This is a genomic window from Enemella evansiae (assembly GCF_002250705.1).
GTDB lineage: Bacteria > Actinomycetota > Actinomycetes > Propionibacteriales > Propionibacteriaceae > Enemella > Enemella evansiae.
The window spans coordinates 1-15,291 of sequence record NZ_NMVP01000035.1 but is presented as its reverse complement, the minus strand read 5'-3'; the positions used below and the strand labels follow the sequence as shown (position 1 = coordinate 15,291).

The following is a 15,291-nucleotide window of genomic DNA, read 5'->3' as shown; positions in this document are numbered from 1 at the left end:
GCTCCGGGGCTCAGACCAGGACGCGGGAGACCGGCAGCCCGGAATCCGCGCCGAACTCCAGCCCGGACGGCTGCCCACCCCGCTCGATCAGCTCCGCGGCCAGGGCGGCGATCATCGCGCCGTTGTCGGTGCACAGCGCCGGTCGGGGCCGGCGCAGGGTGATCCCGGCGGCCGCGCAGCGCTCCTCCAGCAGGGCCCGCAGCCGCGAGTTGGCCGCCACCCCGCCGCCGATCAGCAGGTCGTCGATGCCGTGGTCGGTACAGGCGGCGACTGTCTTGGCCGACAGCACATCGCAGACGGCCTCCTGGAAGCTGGCGCAGACATCGTCGACCGGCACCTCGCGGCCGTCGCGTTCGGCCGTCTCGACCCAGCGCGCGACGGCGGTTTTCAAACCGGAGAAGGAAAAATCGTAACGGTGCTTGGCCAGATCGTGCCGGGCGGTGAGCCCGCGCGGGAAGCGGATCGCGTTCGGATCGCCGTTCTTGGCACGGGCATCGATCACCGGGCCACCGGGATAGGCCAGGCCGAGCAGCCGGGCCACCTTGTCGTACGCCTCCCCCGCGGCGTCGTCGATGGTGGCGCCGAGCTGGGTGATCTGGTCGATACCGTCCACCTTGAGCAGCGAGGTGTGCCCACCGGACACCAGCAGCGCGACCGTCTGGGCCGGCAGCGGGCCGTGGTCGAGCAGGTCGACCGCACAGTGCGCCGCCAGGTGGTTCACCCCGTAGAGCGGTTTGTCCAGGGCGTACGCCAGCGCCTTGGCGGCGGAGATGCCGACCACCAGCGCACCCATCAATCCGGGTCCGGCGGTGACCGCCACCCCGTCGATGTCGGAGAGCTTCACCCCGGCGCTGTCCGCGGCCCGGCGCAGGGTCGGCAGCATCGCCTCCAGGTGCGCCCGGCTGGCGACCTCGGGCACCACGCCGCCGAAGCGGACGTGCTGGTCGACCGAGGAGGCCACCTCGTTGGCGAGCAGCTCGCGGCCGCGGACCAGGGCCACCCCGGTCTCGTCGCAGGAGGACTCGATGCCCAGGATCAGGGGTTGCTTCACGACGCCTCCTCCAGCTCGGCGGTATCCAACTCGCGGCGCATGATCACCGCGTCCACGCCCTGACCGTAGTATCCGGCCCGGCGGGCGATCTCGGTGAACCGATGGCCGCGATAGAGCCGCAGCGCCGGCTCGTTGTCGTGGCGGACCTCCAGCAGCAACTCGGTGCAGTCGAGTTCGGTCGCGGCCGCGATCCCGGCGCTCAGCAGTGCGCTCGCCACTCCCCGGCCGCGCGCGGCGGGGGCGACCACGATCCGATTCAACTCGGCCACCTCACCGACGTGCTGCACCGTGGCGACGGCGTGCACCGGATCGCCGACGACGAGCACGATCCGGTTGTCGGCGGCGAGTTCCTCGGCCCAGGCACGCTCGCTCCAGCGTTCCTTCGCCTCGAAACCGGATTCCTCGAGGGCGGTGATGGCGGCCAGGTCGGCCGGCTCGGCGGGTCGGGTGGTCATCGCGGCGCCTGCTGGCCCTCGGGGCGCCTACCTCGCAGGCGCGGCCGGTTCGTCGGCAGCGCGGACTTCCGACGGGTGGCGACGGCGGCGTCGGGGCGGCGCAGATAGAGCGGCTCGGTCCCCGCGGCGGGCAGTCCGGTGTTGAGTGCGGCGAGCAGGCCGGCGTCCAGGTGGTCGATCGGACCGGGCTCGCCGGTCACCAGCACCGCACCCGGCCCGACCACCGGCAGCGCGGGCAGGTCGGTGGGCGCGTTGACCGAGGGGCCCTCGCGACGGGTGCCGTCCGGGGCGTACGCCGCCCAGTAGACCTCCTTGCGGCGCGCATCGGTGACGGCCAGGAATCCTTCCGGGGCAGAGAATCCGGGCGTACGCACGGCCTGGGCGGCGAGCACGTCGAGACTGCAGACACCGTGCAGGCCGATGTCGTTGACCGCGGCCAGCACCTGCGCCGCGGCGATCCCGACGCGCAGGCCGGTGAAGGGACCCGGACCGAGGCCGACACAGACCAGGTCCAGCGCGGCGGGCCGCAACCCCGCCTCCGCGAGGGCGGCGGCGATCAGCGGGGTGAGCTGCTCGACGTGCTGGCGGCTGTCGGCGAGCTCGGCACGGGCGACGATCTCACCATCGACCGCGACCCCGACGCGGACGTCGGTGGCGGTGTCGATACCGAGGACGCGGGCTGGGGTGGTTTCGACTCGCTCGTCCCTCGCTCGCTCAACCGACGTGGGAGTGACCTCAGTCATCCTGCCCTCCCAGGGATTCGCGCAGTTCGACCCAGCGCGGGCCGATGCCGGTGAGCCAGACCTCGCGGGTCTCGTCGGCGGGGTCGTCGCCGCGGCGGATCTCGATCTCCAGCCGCTCGTCGGCGAGTTGTTCGGCGAACCCGGCGCCCCATTCGACGACGGTCACCGAGTGATCGGTGTCGGCGTCCAGGTCGATGTCGTCCAGCTCGGCGGCATCCCCGAGACGGTAGGCGTCCACATGCACCAGTTCGGGCCGTCCGTCGGTGGTCGGATAGACCCGGGAGAGCACGAAGGTCGGCGAGATCACCGCCTCAGCCACACCGAGCCCGGCACCGATGCCCTGGGTCAGGGTGGTCTTGCCCGCCCCCAGATCACCGGTGGCGATCAGCAGGTCACCCGAACGCAGGATCGCGGCCAGGCGTACCCCCAGGGCACGCATCGCCTCGGCATCGGGCACGACGACCCGCAGCGGCAGCTCCCGGGCGAAGTCGTAACCGTGCTCCAGCTCGCGGGCGATCTCGAATCCGCGGTGCCGCCACCAGCCGACGACCTGCGGGAACTCCTTGCGGGCAAAGAGTTCCGCGCGGACGTAGCCCAGCTCGGTGGCGAGTTCGCAGACCGCCTCGACCATCGCGGTGGCGACACCGTGCCGCTGGTACGCCGGATGCACCGAGACCCGCTGCAACCGGGTCACCCCGGGCTGTGCCGGGTCCGGCGGCGGCAGCAGGATCACCCCGGCCAACTGGCCGTCGACCCGGGCCACCACACCGGTACCGCGGGCGATCTCGGCGGCCACCGATTCGGCGGTCTCCGAGAGCGCGGGCGGCGGCGGATCGACCTGGGCCCGGGCCCCGAACGCGGCATGGATCACCTGGACCACGCCCGCGGCGTCGGCGACCTCGACCACGGCGAGATCCAGGATCGGTTCATCCGGTTCGGTTGCCGCATGCTCCACGGTCAGCCCTCCCGGCTCCGCGGGCCGCGGGAACCATGTCCGGCGCGACCGCGCGGTCCGCCGGAGCGGCGATCCTGGCCGCGCCCGCGGCCACCCTGGCGATCACCGGAATCCCGGCCCCAGGCCGGCCGGCGCTTCTTCGGCCCGCGCGCCTCGCGCCGCGGGGCGACCAGCTTGGCGTACTCCTCCTCGGTGACCGGCGCACCGCTCGGCGTCCGGGCACCGGTCAGCTCGGTCAGCAGGTCACCCTCGGGGCGCACCTCGACCGGTTCGACCTTCACCCCGGCCTGACCGGTGATCCGACGCATCTGCTTGCGCTGGTGCGGCAGCACGATCGAGGCGACGATCCCGGTACCGCCGGCGCGGGCCGTGCGGCCGGCGCGGTGCAGGTAGTCCTTGGGGCCCATCGGCGGATCGACCTGCAGCACCAGCGAGACCTCGTCGACGTGGATGCCGCGGGCGGCGACGTCGGTGGCTACCAGTACCGGCAGGGTGCCGTCCTTGAAAGCGGCCAGGATCCGGGCGCGGGCGCCCTGGGTCAGCCCGCCGTGCAGGGCGCCGGCGGTGACCCCGGCGCTGCGCAGCTGCTCGGCGACCCGGTCCGCGCCGAGCTGGGTGCGGACGAAGATCACCGTGCGGCCCTCGCGGTTGGCGATCGCGGCGGTGGCGGCGTTCTTGTCGTGCGGCAGCACGTGCAGCACCCGATGCTCCATCGTGTTCACCGCGGCCTTGGCGGCATCCACCTCATGGGTCACCGGATCGTGCAGGTACGCCCGGACGAGCCGGTCGATGCCGCGATCCAGGGTGGCCGAGAACAGCAGTCGCTGCCCATCGGCGGGGATGGCGTCGAGGATCGTGGTGACATCGGGCAGGAAGCCCAGGTCGGCCATGTGGTCGGCCTCGTCGAGCACGGTGATCTTGACCTGGGTGAGGTCGGCGACGCCCTGGTCCATCAGGTCGATCAGCCGGCCCGGGGTGGCGACGACGACATCGACACCGCGGTCGAAGGCCTTGATCTGCGGTCCGAAGGCCATCCCACCGGCGACCAGGGTGACGCTCAGGCCGAGCTCCTTGCCCAGCGGGGCGAGCACATCGGCGACCTGCAGGGCGAGCTCGCGGGTCGGTACCAGCACGACCGCACCGGGGCGGCCGTTCGGGTCGGCATCGGTGTTCGCGAGCCGGGTGAGCAGCGGCAGGCCGAAGCCGAGGGTCTTGCCCGAGCCGGTCCGGCCGCGGCCCAGCACATCCTTGCCCTCGAGGGCATCGGGGATGGTGGCCGCCTGGATCGGGAACGGGGTGGTGATGCCCTGCCGGGTCAGCGAGGAGACCAGCTGCTCAGGCAGGCCGAGGTCGCCGAAACCGGGGGCGTCGGCGTCGACCTCGGGCTGATCGGCGATCGGTGCGGACGCGGTCACGGTCGCCTCGGTCGGCTCCCAGGACATCGTGTCGGCGTGCTCCAGCTCCTCGAGCTGGTCGTGGCGCGGTTCGTCACGGAACTGCTCGCGGCGCTCGGTGCGGCGACGGTCGTCGCGGTGGTGGCCGGCACCGAACTTCTCACCGGTGAAGCGCTCCTTGCTGCGCGGACGCCGATCATCCTGGCCGCGGAAGTCCCGGCGGTTGTCCCGTCGGTCGTCGCGGTCGCGGAAATCGCGGCGATCGTCGCGGCTGCGGAAATCGCGGCGGTCATCGCGATCGCGGAAGTCGCGACGGTCGGTACGCCGGTCATCACGGTCACGGAAGTCCCGGCGGTCGTCCCGGCTGCGGAAATCCCGACGATCATCACGGTCGCGGAAGTCGCGACGGTCGGTACGCCGGTCATCCCGGTCGCGGAAGTTCCGGCGGTCATCACGATCGCGGAAGTCCCGGCGGTCGGTACGTCGATCATCCCGGTCCCGGAAATCCCGCCGGTCGTCACGGCTGCGGAAATCCCGGCGCTCGTCACGATCACGGAAATCCCGGTCCTGACGGGGCTCGACCTTCGCAAACGACCGACCGCGGCGATCCGGCGTACGCCGCTCCTCACTCGACCGCTCGAAACGATCCCGCTCGACACGGGGCTTGCCGCCGCTGCGGCGCGGGGCATGGCCGCGCTCGGAACGCTCGGAGGCGCTCCAGCGCTTCTTCGGCGTACCGTCGGCCTTGAAACTCTTGGGCCGGCTCTTGCCCGGGGCCGTCTTGCTCCGCACCTTGGTCGTGGGGCGTTTGGACACAACTCACTCATCTCTGGACGCATCGGTCCGCTGGTAGGTACGTCAGCGGCCCCGAACGCCGGGCAGGCCCGGCGTGCTGCGATGCAGAGTTGGTGGCGGAAGACGAACCTCGGGCCCCCCGTCAGGGAGTCACCCATGTCTGATTCGAAACTAATTCTGTCCCGAGCTGCGCTGCGCAGTCGGGGACCGGGTCGGCGTACCGCCCGATCGCAAGCGAACAGTCTAGCAGCCCGAACCGTTATCACCCAGTCGAGGAGATCGCAACCAACTCGTCACCTGCTGTTGGCGGACACGACGACTCCACGGTGGGGGGTCTTTGCCTGCGGCGGGCTACGTTGGGGATGTGCGGGTAGCCATTGTGACCGAATCCTTCCTGCCCCAGATCAACGGAGTGACGCACTCGGTGATGCGGGTGCTCGAGCACCTCCGCGCGACCGGGCACGAGGCGATGGTGATCGCGCCCTCCCACAGCGGACGGGCGCCGAAGGAGTACGCCGGTTTCCCGGTGGTGCCGGTGACCTCGGTGGCGCTGCCGGGGTACGCCGACGTGCAGCTGTCGACCACCCCCCAGTGGCGCTTCGAGCGCATCTTCGCCGACTTCAACCCCGATGTGGTGCACCTGGCCGCGCCCTTCGCGCTGGGCCAGCGCGCCGGACTGGCCGCGCACCGGATGGGCCTGCCGAGCGTCGCGATCTACCAGACCGAGATCCCCACCTATGTGACCCGTTACGGCATCCCGCAGGCCGAGCAGCTGCTCTGGAAGTGGGTCCGCAACGTGCACCAGCTGGCCACCATGACCCTGGCGCCCTCGACCTATGCCCGCCAGCAGCTGGTCGGGCTGGGCGTGCAGCGCGTCGGACTATGGGGCCGCGGTGTCGACTCGGTGCGGTTCCGGCCGGGCAAACGGGACGAGACGCTGCGCCGGTCCTGGGCGCCGAACGGCGAGAAGATCATCGGCTATGTCGGGCGACTGGCGCCGGAGAAGCAGGTCGACGATCTGGAGGTGTTGGCCGATCTGCCGGGCACCCGGACCGTGATCGTCGGCAAGGGCCCGCGGATGGACGAACTGCAACGGATCCTGCCGCATGCGGTCTTCCTCGGTCAGCTCACCGGTGACGAGCTGCCGCGGGCGATGGCCTCGTTCGACCTGTTCGTGGCGCCGGGTGAGCTGGAGACCTTCTGCCAGACCATCCAGGAGGCCCAGGCCTCCGGCGTACCGACCATCGCACCGGCCCGCGGTGGCCCGATCGACCTGATCGACCCCTCGCACACCGGCTGGCTCTACGAGCCCGGCAACCTGGCCGGGATGCGTGCCCACGTCCGCGACCTGCTCGGCGACGATTTCAAGCGCGCCACCTTCGCCCGCAAGGCGCGCGAGGCCGTCGAGCACCGCACCTGGGAGACCACCTGCGCGCAGCTGGTGATGCACTACCAGGAAGCGATCGACGCGGTCAGCTACGCCGCCGCCTGATCCCACCGCCTTCCGGCCCGCGGCTCGGGAAGCTGTCCGATTCACCGGGTGTGTACGCCGGGCAAGTGGCTTCGACTCGCTCGTTCCTCGCGGTTCCTGAGCGAGGAGCGCCAGCGACGAGACGAAGGGGACTCAGCCGGCGTGCTTGCGTTCGGCTCGTTCGACGAGATGGTCGAGGACCTCGTTGTAGGCCTGGTGGTGCTCGACGATGCCCATGTGGCCCGAATCGGGGACGATCAGCGAGTCGGCGCCCGGCAACTGTTCGATGATCCGGTCGGTGTGCTCCACCGGGACGATCGAGTCCTTCTCGCCGCCGATCACCGCGGTCTCGATCCGCGACAGCACCGGCATCGACCGGCGGCCGTCGAACTCGGCGAAGGCCGGATAGAAGTCGGCCACCACCTCCATCGGGGTGCTGGCGACCATCTCGCTGAGGAAATCCACGTACTCCGCCGGCACCTGCGATCCGTAACCCATCCGCCGGGTGATCACGAACGACACATCGGTGGAGACCCGGCGGGAGCGTTCGATCAGCGCCGGGATCCGGTTGGTGACCGACAGGATCGGTTCGGCCAGCCGCGGGAACAGCTCACCGGAGATGCCGGGCACGATCGAGTGCTGGGCCAGATTCCCCGAGGAGGTCGCGAGCAACCCGGCGCCGACGACCTTGGTGCCGATCAGCTTCGGATACTGCCGGGCGAACTGCTGGATGGTCATGCCACCCATCGAATGGCCGATCAGCACCACCTTCTCATCGGGTTCGGTGGTCGCATCGAGCACCCGCTTGAGGTCCTTGGCGAGCTGGCTGATCCGGCAGAACCGCGGCTTGGAGCGGCTGGAGCGGCCGTGGCTGCGCTGGTCGTAGAGGACGACCTTGCGGCTGCCGCGGAAGTGTTTGCGCTGGAAGTGCCAGCAGTGCAGCGAGAGCACGTAGCCGTGCACCAACACCACCGTCACCGCCTCGGGGTCGGCGTCGGGGCCCGGTTCGTCGACCTCGACGTGCAGGCGTACGCCGTCGGGGGTCACCACCTCCGGTCCGGGGGCGCGCAGGGTGAAGAACGCCTCGGCGGGCAGTTCGCGGCGCTTCGCCAGCTTCTGCCCGACGACCCGGCGCTCCAGTTCCCAGCCGGTGGCCACCGCACCCGCGGTGAGGGCGGCGATCCCGGTCACCAGACCGATACCCTGCGCCAACCGCGAACCACGCGCGGGACTCACTCTGGTCAGCCTCCTTGGACGGGGGTGTCCGACCCGGCGGTCACCCGGGGTACCCGGGCACCGATCCTGGTCACGATCTCGTAGCCGATGGTGCCACAGACCTCCGCCCAGTCCTCGGCGCTGGGGCTGGCGGGTCCGCCGAAAAGGGTGACCTCAGCACCCGGCTCCTCGGTGGCGTCCGGCCCCAGATCCACCACGAACTGGTCCATGCAGATCCGTCCCCGGACCGGTACCCGGCGGCCGCCCACCTCAACCTCGGCCACATTGCTGGCATGTCGCGGGATGCCGTCGGCGTACCCGAGCGGAACCAGCCCGAGCACCGTGTCCTGCTCGGCGGTCCAGGTCGCCCCGTAGGAGACGGTGGCCCCGGCGCGGACCCGTTTCACGTTCACCAGCCGGGCCCGCAGCCGCAGCACCGGGCGCAGCTCGACCCCGGCGCCGGCGGCGACCCCCTCCCCCGGGTCGACGCCATAGGAGGCGATCCCCACGCGGACCAGGTCGTAACGGGATTCGGGCACCTGCAGCGCACCCGCCGAGTTCGCCAGGTGCAGCAGTTCGGGGTCCAGTCCGGCCTCCCGGGCGACGGCCACCGCCTCCTCGAACGCCGCCACCTGCTGCTTGGTGGCGGGCAGCGACAGGTCGTCGGAGGCGATGAAGTGCGACCAGATCGCCACCACCGTGAGGTTTCCGGCCCGTTCGGCCGCCGCTGCGGCGGCGGTCAGTTCCGACCAGAGATCCGCCGGGGCGCCGTTGCGGGACAGCCCGGTGTCGATCTTCAGGTGCACCCGGGCGGGTCGGCCGGTACTGGCCGCGGCGGCGACCACTCGTTCCAACTGGTCGAGTCGGTGTACGCCGAGGTCGACGTCGGCGGCGATCGCGGGCGCCAGCTCCTCCGCCGGGCCATACATCCAGGCGAGCAACCGGCCGCGGTCCCCCGTCGCCCGCACGGCGAGCGCCTCGCCGAGGGTGACCACCCCGAGCCAGGGCACTCCCGCGTCCCGGGCCGCGGCGGCGCAGGTGAGCATGCCGTGGCCGTAGGCATCGGCTTTCAGCACCGCCATCAGCTGGGCCGGGGCGACCAGGTCGGCGATCGCGCGCAGGTTCGCGGCGTACGCCACCAGGTCGATCTCCGCGCTGGCGGTGTCGGGGTCGATCATGGCCGCTCCTTCGACAGTGAGGCGATCACCGCGGGGAACCGTTCGGCGAGTTCCTGCGGCGGCCACGGGCCGGGGTGCTGGCCGGCGGTGTACGCCTGCAGGCTGGCCCCGGCCAGGGCGGCGTCGCGGGGCGCCGATCCGGCCGCGAGGAGGGTCGCGCAGACCCCGGCGAGGGTGTCACCGGAGCCGGCCTGGGCCGTCCAGGCAGGGCCCGGAATCGCTGTGTGCACGAGGTTTTCACCGGGTCGGGCGACATACTGAGTGGCGCCCTTGAGCAGCACGGTGGCGCCGGTGCGTTCGGCCGCGGTCCGCACCGCCCACCGTGGGTCGGCCTCCACCCGGTCCCGGTCGACCTCGAGCAACCGCGCCAGTTCGCCGGCGTGCGGGGTGAGCAGCGCGTGCTCGAGCCGGCGCTGCGGCAGGTTCCGCAGGGCGTCGGCATCGAGGACCACCGGCAGGCCGGTGGCGAGCACCGAGTCGATGGTGGTGCGGGCGTCGTCGCGCTCCCCCCAGCCGGGTCCGAGCAGGTAGGCCTGGCAGCGGCCCGCAGCGGTGACCACATTCGGGAATCGCTGCACCACAATCGATCCCGCGCGCTCGTCACCGAGGAATCGGACCATGCCGGGGCCGGCGTGCACCGCACCACCGACGGCCAGCAGCCCGGCACCGGGATAGTGCGCGGAGCCGGCGTCGATGCCCACCACACCGCGGGCGTACTTGTCGCTGGTCGGGCCCGGATACGGCCAGGCGGCGGCCAGCTCGGGCAGCTCCCACTGGGCCAGCTCGGCCTCCCCCGGGTCGAGTGGCAGGCCGATGTCGGCCAGGGTCACCGCCCCGGCGAGCGATCGCGCGGGTTCGCTGAGCAGGCAGGGTTTCCGGGCGCCGAAGGTGACGGTGGCATCGACCGGGAAGCAGGTTTCGGTGGGCCGGGTGCTGTCGGCATCGAGCCCGGAAGGTAGGTCGACCGCGACCACGTCCCCGGGTCCGCCGCGGGTGGCGTCGGCGATCCGGGCGAGGTCACCCGTCAGCCCGGCCCGGCCACCGATGCCGAAGCCGGCGTCGATCACCTGGTCGAAGTCCCCCGCCGCGATCCGGCGTAGCGTCTGCTCGGTGTCCAGCCGGCGCCCGCCGACGCGCTCGAAGGCCCGCCACGCTGCACCGTGCACCTGCTCGGTGACCAGCCACGCGAAGACCTGCGCGCCCCGCCGGGCGAGCCGGCTGGCCGCGTACAGGCCATCACCGCCGTTGTTGCCGGGTCCGGTGACCACCAGCACCCGGGCGCCAGTGACGCGCCCGCGCCGGCGCTGCAATCGGTCACCGCAGACGGCGGCCAGTCCGGCGGCGGCCCGCTGCATCAGGGCGCCGTCGCCGACCTCGGCCATCACACGTTCCTCCGCGGCGCGGATCGCGGGCGTCGAGTAGGCGTACCTCATGCCAGCCAGCCTAGAAGGAGACCTGACTGGTTCAGGACCGCCGCCGCTGCAGCGCCCGGGCCCGCCAGTAGAGGATGTGGGCGATGATGAGGCCGACGACGCCGACACCGAGCAGGATCAGCCCGCCGATGGACCGCCCGCCGGTCAGGGTCAGCGCGCCGTTGAGGATCAGGAAGCCGAAGCTGAAGGTCAGCAGCACCAGCAGTCCCACGCTGGGCGCGCTCTGCTGCGGCATTCGCTGGTTCGTTCCGGGCGCTTCGGGCACGGATCAAGCCTCACAGACCACGAAGGCGGTCGCAATTCCGGCGTCGTGGGAGAGCGAGAGGTGGATGGCACCGACGCCGAGTTCGGCGGCGCGGGCCGCGACAGTACCGGCGACCGCGAACGACGGCCGGCCGAACTCGTCGACGAGCACCTCGGCGTCCTGCCAGCCCAGGCCGCGTTCGATCCGGAGCGCCTTCGCGAGCGCCTCCTTGGCGGCGTACCGGCCGGCCATCGAAGCCATCGACAGCTCCGCCTCGGCCGCGGTCAGGAAGCGGCGGGCGAACCCGGGCCGCCGTGCGCAGGCGCCGGCGAAGCGGTCGACCGCGCACACGTCGACGCCGATTCCGATGATCACGCGCCGACCCTACGCCCAACCGCGCTGGGCGGCAGAAAGGCAGGCATCGAAGGTCTGCTCGGCCTGCTGGCCGGCGGCGGCCCGGTCCCCCAGTGTGAGTTCGAGGGTGACCAGCCCGTGCACCTGCCCCCACAGCCCGAGTGCGACCAGTTCGGGGTCGTGTGCGGGAGCGATCCGACCGGCCGCCTGGGCCCGGCGTACCGCCGCGAGCAGGGGTTCCTTGGTCTGCTCGGCCAGCCGCTCGGTCTCCGGGGTGGTGCGCTGCACACCGGGTCCGAACATCAGCTGGAACAGGTGCGGATTGGCCAGCGCCCAGCGCCGGTAGCCGCGGCCCAGGGCGAGCAGTTCGGAGGCCGGGTCGTCGCCCACCGCGACCCCGTGCTGGCTGGCGCCGAAGCTGCGGAAGGCCCGTTCGAAGAGCGCCAGCAGCAGTTGGTCCTTGCCGCCGAACAGCGAGTAGATCGCGGTCGTCGAGGTCTGCGCGTTGTCGGCCAGCCGACGCAGGCTGAGCCCGTCCGGGCCGTCGGCGGCCACCAGGACCGCGGCCTCGGCGAGCAGCCGATCGGCCAGTCCGGCGTCGTGGGTCCTGGGTCTTGCCATTCACCCAGTCTTGCATAACACTGTTTCGTAACAGCGTTACCAAACCTTGGAGAGCCTGATGCTCAATACCGGCCGCTTCACCCACGAACCCGTCACCGAACCGATCACCGTCTTCCTGATCGGAATGCGCGTCAATCGCTGGTGGAAGCTCGGCAGCACCATCTGGACGATCAGCCAGATGCCGCCGATGCTGCGCGAGCTCGCCCGCGATCCCGAGTCCGGTCTGCTCGGTTTCCACAACTGGTTCGGCCGGACCACCCTGCTGCTCAGCTACTGGCGCAGCCCCGAGCACCTGTTGCGCTATGCCGCGCGCCCGGATGCGAACCATCGTCCGGCCTGGAGCGGTTTCAACCGGCTGATCGGCACCAGCGGGGATGTCGGCATCTGGCACGAGACGTACCAGGTGCAGCCCGGAGCGGTCGAGGGCGTCTATGTGAACATGCCGGACTTCGGGCTGGGCAGTGCGCTCGGCGTGGAGCAGGTGACCAAGGAGACGGCCAGCGCCGCGAGACGCCTCGGCCGGTCCCAGCCGACGACCTAGAGTGCCCCGCATGGATGCTGTGCAGTTGCTGATCGATGCCGAGCGATCCGGTGAGCCGGTCGGCGAGCTCCCGACGGGTGCGGTGCCCAGCTCGCGCCCCGAGGCGTACGCCGCCCAGGCGGCCTGGGCGCGCGGCGAGCGGATCGCCGGGTGGAAGATCGCCGCGACCTCGCTCGCCGGGCAGCGGCACCTGCAGGTGGACGGGCCGCTCGGCGGTTTGACCAGCGAGGCGATGCTGGTGGACCCCGATCGACCCATTTCCCTTGCCGGGAACAGAATGCGGCTGGCGGAGCTGGAGTTCGCGTTCCGGCTCGACCGGGAGCTCGCGCCGCGCGCTGCGGCGTACACCGTCGAGGAAGTGGTCGACGCCGCCGGCGAACTGCTGCTCTCCTGGGAGCTGCCCAGCACCCGGTACGCCGACGTGGCCGCGGTCGGCACCCTGCCGCTGATCCTGGACAACGCCTGCGGGCATCGGCTGGCGCTGCGACCCGCCACCGAGCAGGACTGGAAGAACGCCGACCTGAGCGCCGTCGAGGTCCGCGCGAGCAACAGCAACGGCATCGTGCATCCCGGTCGCAGCAGCAACGCCCTCGGCGACCCGCGGATCGCACTGACCTGGCTGGTCAACGAACTCTCGGCGGCCGGAATCACCGTGCAGGCAGGACAATTCGTGACCACCGGGGTCTGCACCGATCCCCTGCCGATCGCCGGCGGTGAGACCATCACCGGCGACTGGGGCCGCTTCGGCAGCTTCGAGCTGTCGTTCGTGGAGTGACCGGGCGTGGAGAACACCGGTACCGGCCGTGATCGGGTGGACGTGCTCATCGTCGGCGCCGGACTCTCGGGCATCGGCGTCGCGCACTATCTGCAGGATCGCCTGCCCCACAAGGAATATCTGATCCTCGAGGCCCGCGACACCCTCGGCGGCACCTGGGACCTGTTCCGCTATCCGGGGATCCGCTCCGACTCCGACCTGAGCACCTTCAGCTACGAGTTCCGCCCCTGGCAGTCCGATCAGACCATCGCCCCGGCCGGGATGATCCTCGACTATCTGCGCGAGACCGCCGCCGAGGAAGGGATCGATGCCCGCATCCGCTGTTCCCGCCGGGTGACGGAGCTCTCCTGGTCCAGCGCCGAGGGATGCTGGACCGCGCGGGTCCAGCACACCGACACCGGTGACTGGTCCGAGCTGACCGCGAGCTGGGTGTTCTGCGCCGGCGGCTACTACCGCTACGACCAGGCGTACACGCCGAGCTTCGAGGGCACCGAGCGGTTCGAGGGCACGATCGTGCACCCGCAGTTCTGGCCGGAGGATCTCGAGTACGCCGGCAAGCAGATCGTGGTGATCGGCAGCGGGGCCACCGCGATGACCCTGGTTCCGGCACTGGCCGAGACCGCGGGGCACGTGACGATGGTGCAGCGGACCCCCACCTATGTGCTGCCGCTGCCGTCGGTGGACCGTGCCGCGGTGCGCACCCGCCGCCGGTACGCCCCGGATCGGGCGCATGCGATCAACCGCGCCCGCAACATCCGCCGGCAGCGGGTCATCTGGTCGCTGTCCCGTCGGTTTCCCGGCCTGGTCCGCCGATTCATCCGGCGGGTGAACCGGCGCCTGCTGCCCGAGGGGTATCCGGTCGAGGTGGACTTCAACCCGCCCTACGACCCGTGGGACCAGCGGCTGTGCATCGCGCCCGACGGCGACCTGTTCCGCGCGATCCGGGCCGGCAGTGCGTCGATCGTGACCGACCGGGTCCGCACGTTCACCGAGCGCGGGGTGCAATTGGAGAGCGGCCGGGAGCTGGGCGCGGACCTCATCATCACCGCGACCGGACTCGATCTGCAGCTCTTCGGCGGCATCCGGGTGCGCGTCGACGGCAACCCGGTCGATTTCAGCGAACACGTCGCCTACCGCGGCCTGATGCTGAACGACATCCCGAACTTCGCCTACGCGGTGGGCTACACGAATGCGAGCTGGACGCTCAAGATCGGGTTGCTCGGGGAGTACTTCACCCGGCTGCTCGCACACATGGATGCCGAGGGCTGGGCGGTCTGCCGGGCCGAGCTGCCCACCGAGGGGGTGCGTACGCTGCCGCTGCTCGACTTCGGCGCCGGATACGTGCGGCGATCCCTGGCATCCCTGCCACGGCAGGGCGATCGCGGCCCGTGGCGGACCTCGACCGACTACCGCGACGATGTGAAGCTGTTGCGCCATGCGCCGGTGCAGGACGGCTCGCTGCGTTTCGAACCGGCCCGAGCCGCACATCTCGACACAGTGAGGATGGTGGTGGGGGTCCGGTGGCCTTGGGGATGATGTCTTTGGGGTCTGGGTTGTTCGTTTGACCGATCTCGACACTGGCGCTGTTGGTTGGGTGCCTTGAACGCGACTTGTCGACGGCCGGCCCGCCGGGCCCCTCTTTCGGTTTGGATGGCCAGACCGGGCGGGTGTGACTTGATAGGACCTTGATCGGTGTCTCATCACTGTGGTGTCCGCCCGGCCTGGGAGGTCATCCCTCGATCCAGTTGTAGAGGGAGACATCACCCATGATGACCACCAACCATGCCACGCCTCAAGACCCGACCCCGGTGGTGGCCGGGGTCGATACTCATCAACGCACCCATCACGCGGTCGTGCTCACCGAGACCGGGGTGTTGTTGGCTGATCGGGAGTTCCCGGTCTCCCGCGCGGGTTATGCCGCGTTGGTGGACTGGGTCGCCGGCCACGGACCGATCACCGCGATCGGGGTCGAGTCGACCGGTTCGTATGGGGCCGGGTTGACGGTGCATCTGCTGGCGGCCGGGATCGAGGTGATCGAGGTCAACCGGCCCGATAAGACCACCCGG

Annotated in this window: 16 protein-coding genes; 5 read left to right on the top strand and 11 right to left on the bottom strand. The window is 71.0% G+C overall.

Features of this window, described 5'->3' with window-relative positions; all coding sequences use genetic code 11:
* Window positions 1-10 precede the first annotated feature (10 nt).
* The 5 genes from tsaD to BI335_RS16985 are packed head-to-tail and all read right to left on the bottom strand — an operon-like array spanning window position 11 to window position 5,414.
* The gene (gene tsaD, locus BI335_RS17005) at window positions 11-1,051 is read right to left on the bottom strand and encodes a tRNA (adenosine(37)-N6)-threonylcarbamoyltransferase complex transferase subunit TsaD (protein WP_094432432.1); all 1,041 of its coding nucleotides are present in this window, start codon (window positions 1,049-1,051) and stop codon (window positions 11-13) included.
* Entirely contained in the window at window positions 1,048-1,506 is a 459-nt protein-coding gene (locus BI335_RS17000) for a GNAT family N-acetyltransferase (protein ID WP_094432430.1), read from the bottom strand. Before BI335_RS17000 ends, tsaD begins: the two co-directional genes overlap by 4 nt.
* A complete protein-coding gene (gene tsaB / locus BI335_RS16995; protein ID WP_094432428.1) occupies window positions 1,503-2,249 on the bottom strand; it encodes a tRNA (adenosine(37)-N6)-threonylcarbamoyltransferase complex dimerization subunit type 1 TsaB in 747 nt (248 codons plus the stop codon). The genes BI335_RS17000 and tsaB overlap by 4 nt, the downstream gene beginning before the upstream one ends.
* A complete protein-coding gene (gene tsaE, locus BI335_RS16990; protein WP_229119671.1) occupies window positions 2,242-3,204 on the bottom strand; it encodes a tRNA (adenosine(37)-N6)-threonylcarbamoyltransferase complex ATPase subunit type 1 TsaE in 963 nt (320 codons plus the stop codon). The genes tsaB and tsaE overlap by 8 nt, the downstream gene beginning before the upstream one ends.
* 2 nt (window positions 3,205-3,206) lie before the next feature.
* Entirely contained in the window at window positions 3,207-5,414 is a 2,208-nt protein-coding gene (locus BI335_RS16985) for a DEAD/DEAH box helicase (RefSeq protein ID WP_094432425.1), read from the bottom strand.
* Between the two features lie 343 nt (window positions 5,415-5,757).
* On the opposite strand from BI335_RS16985, the gene BI335_RS16980 reads away from it, so the two are divergent.
* Window positions 5,758-6,885 carry a glycosyltransferase family 4 protein gene (locus BI335_RS16980; RefSeq protein WP_094432422.1) on the top strand — a complete coding sequence of 376 codons (1,128 nt, stop codon included), beginning with the start codon at window positions 5,758-5,760 and terminating at the stop codon, window positions 6,883-6,885.
* 132 nt (window positions 6,886-7,017) lie between these two features.
* Here BI335_RS16980 and BI335_RS16975 read toward each other — a convergent pair whose 3' ends face one another.
* The 6 genes from BI335_RS16975 to BI335_RS16950 are packed head-to-tail and all read right to left on the bottom strand — an operon-like array spanning window position 7,018 to window position 11,909.
* Window positions 7,018-8,100 (bottom strand): alpha/beta fold hydrolase, encoded by a 1,083-nt coding sequence (locus BI335_RS16975; protein WP_166646863.1) that lies wholly within the window; start codon window positions 8,098-8,100, stop codon window positions 7,018-7,020.
* 5 nt (window positions 8,101-8,105) lie between these two features.
* Complete coding sequence (alr, locus tag BI335_RS16970; protein WP_094432419.1) at window positions 8,106-9,257, bottom strand: alanine racemase; 1,152 nt, start codon at window positions 9,255-9,257, stop codon at window positions 8,106-8,108.
* The gene (locus tag BI335_RS16965; RefSeq protein WP_094432416.1) at window positions 9,254-10,690 is read right to left on the bottom strand and encodes an NAD(P)H-hydrate epimerase; all 1,437 of its coding nucleotides are present in this window, start codon (window positions 10,688-10,690) and stop codon (window positions 9,254-9,256) included. The genes alr and BI335_RS16965 overlap by 4 nt, the downstream gene beginning before the upstream one ends.
* Before the next feature lie 31 nt (window positions 10,691-10,721).
* Window positions 10,722-10,925, bottom strand: a complete 204-nt coding sequence (locus BI335_RS16960) for a hypothetical protein (protein ID WP_094432414.1) — start codon at window positions 10,923-10,925, stop codon at window positions 10,722-10,724.
* A 33-nt stretch (window positions 10,926-10,958) separates the two neighbouring features.
* Window positions 10,959-11,309: a holo-ACP synthase gene (locus tag BI335_RS16955; protein ID WP_094432412.1), complete on the bottom strand. Its 351-nt coding sequence runs from the start codon at window positions 11,307-11,309 to the stop codon at window positions 10,959-10,961.
* 9 nt (window positions 11,310-11,318) lie between these two features.
* A complete protein-coding gene (locus BI335_RS16950; protein ID WP_094432410.1) occupies window positions 11,319-11,909 on the bottom strand; it encodes a TetR/AcrR family transcriptional regulator in 591 nt (196 codons plus the stop codon).
* Between the two features lie 58 nt (window positions 11,910-11,967).
* Between BI335_RS16950 and BI335_RS16945 the strand changes: the two genes are divergently transcribed.
* From BI335_RS16945 to BI335_RS16930, 4 genes are all read left to right on the top strand, one after another.
* On the top strand, window positions 11,968-12,450 hold the full coding sequence (locus BI335_RS16945) for a DUF4188 domain-containing protein (RefSeq protein ID WP_094432407.1): 483 nt from the start codon (window positions 11,968-11,970) through the stop codon (window positions 12,448-12,450).
* Between the two features lie 10 nt (window positions 12,451-12,460).
* Window positions 12,461-13,225, top strand: coding sequence for a 2-keto-4-pentenoate hydratase (locus BI335_RS16940; RefSeq protein WP_133626442.1), 765 nt, complete (start codon window positions 12,461-12,463; stop codon window positions 13,223-13,225).
* 6 nt (window positions 13,226-13,231) lie between these two features.
* Complete coding sequence (locus tag BI335_RS16935; protein WP_094432403.1) at window positions 13,232-14,761, top strand: flavin-containing monooxygenase; 1,530 nt, start codon at window positions 13,232-13,234, stop codon at window positions 14,759-14,761.
* A gap of 230 nt (window positions 14,762-14,991) precedes the next feature.
* Window positions 14,992-15,291, top strand: a 300-nt coding sequence (locus BI335_RS16930; RefSeq protein ID WP_144009081.1) for an IS110 family transposase, incomplete at its 3' end; no start/stop codon positions are given.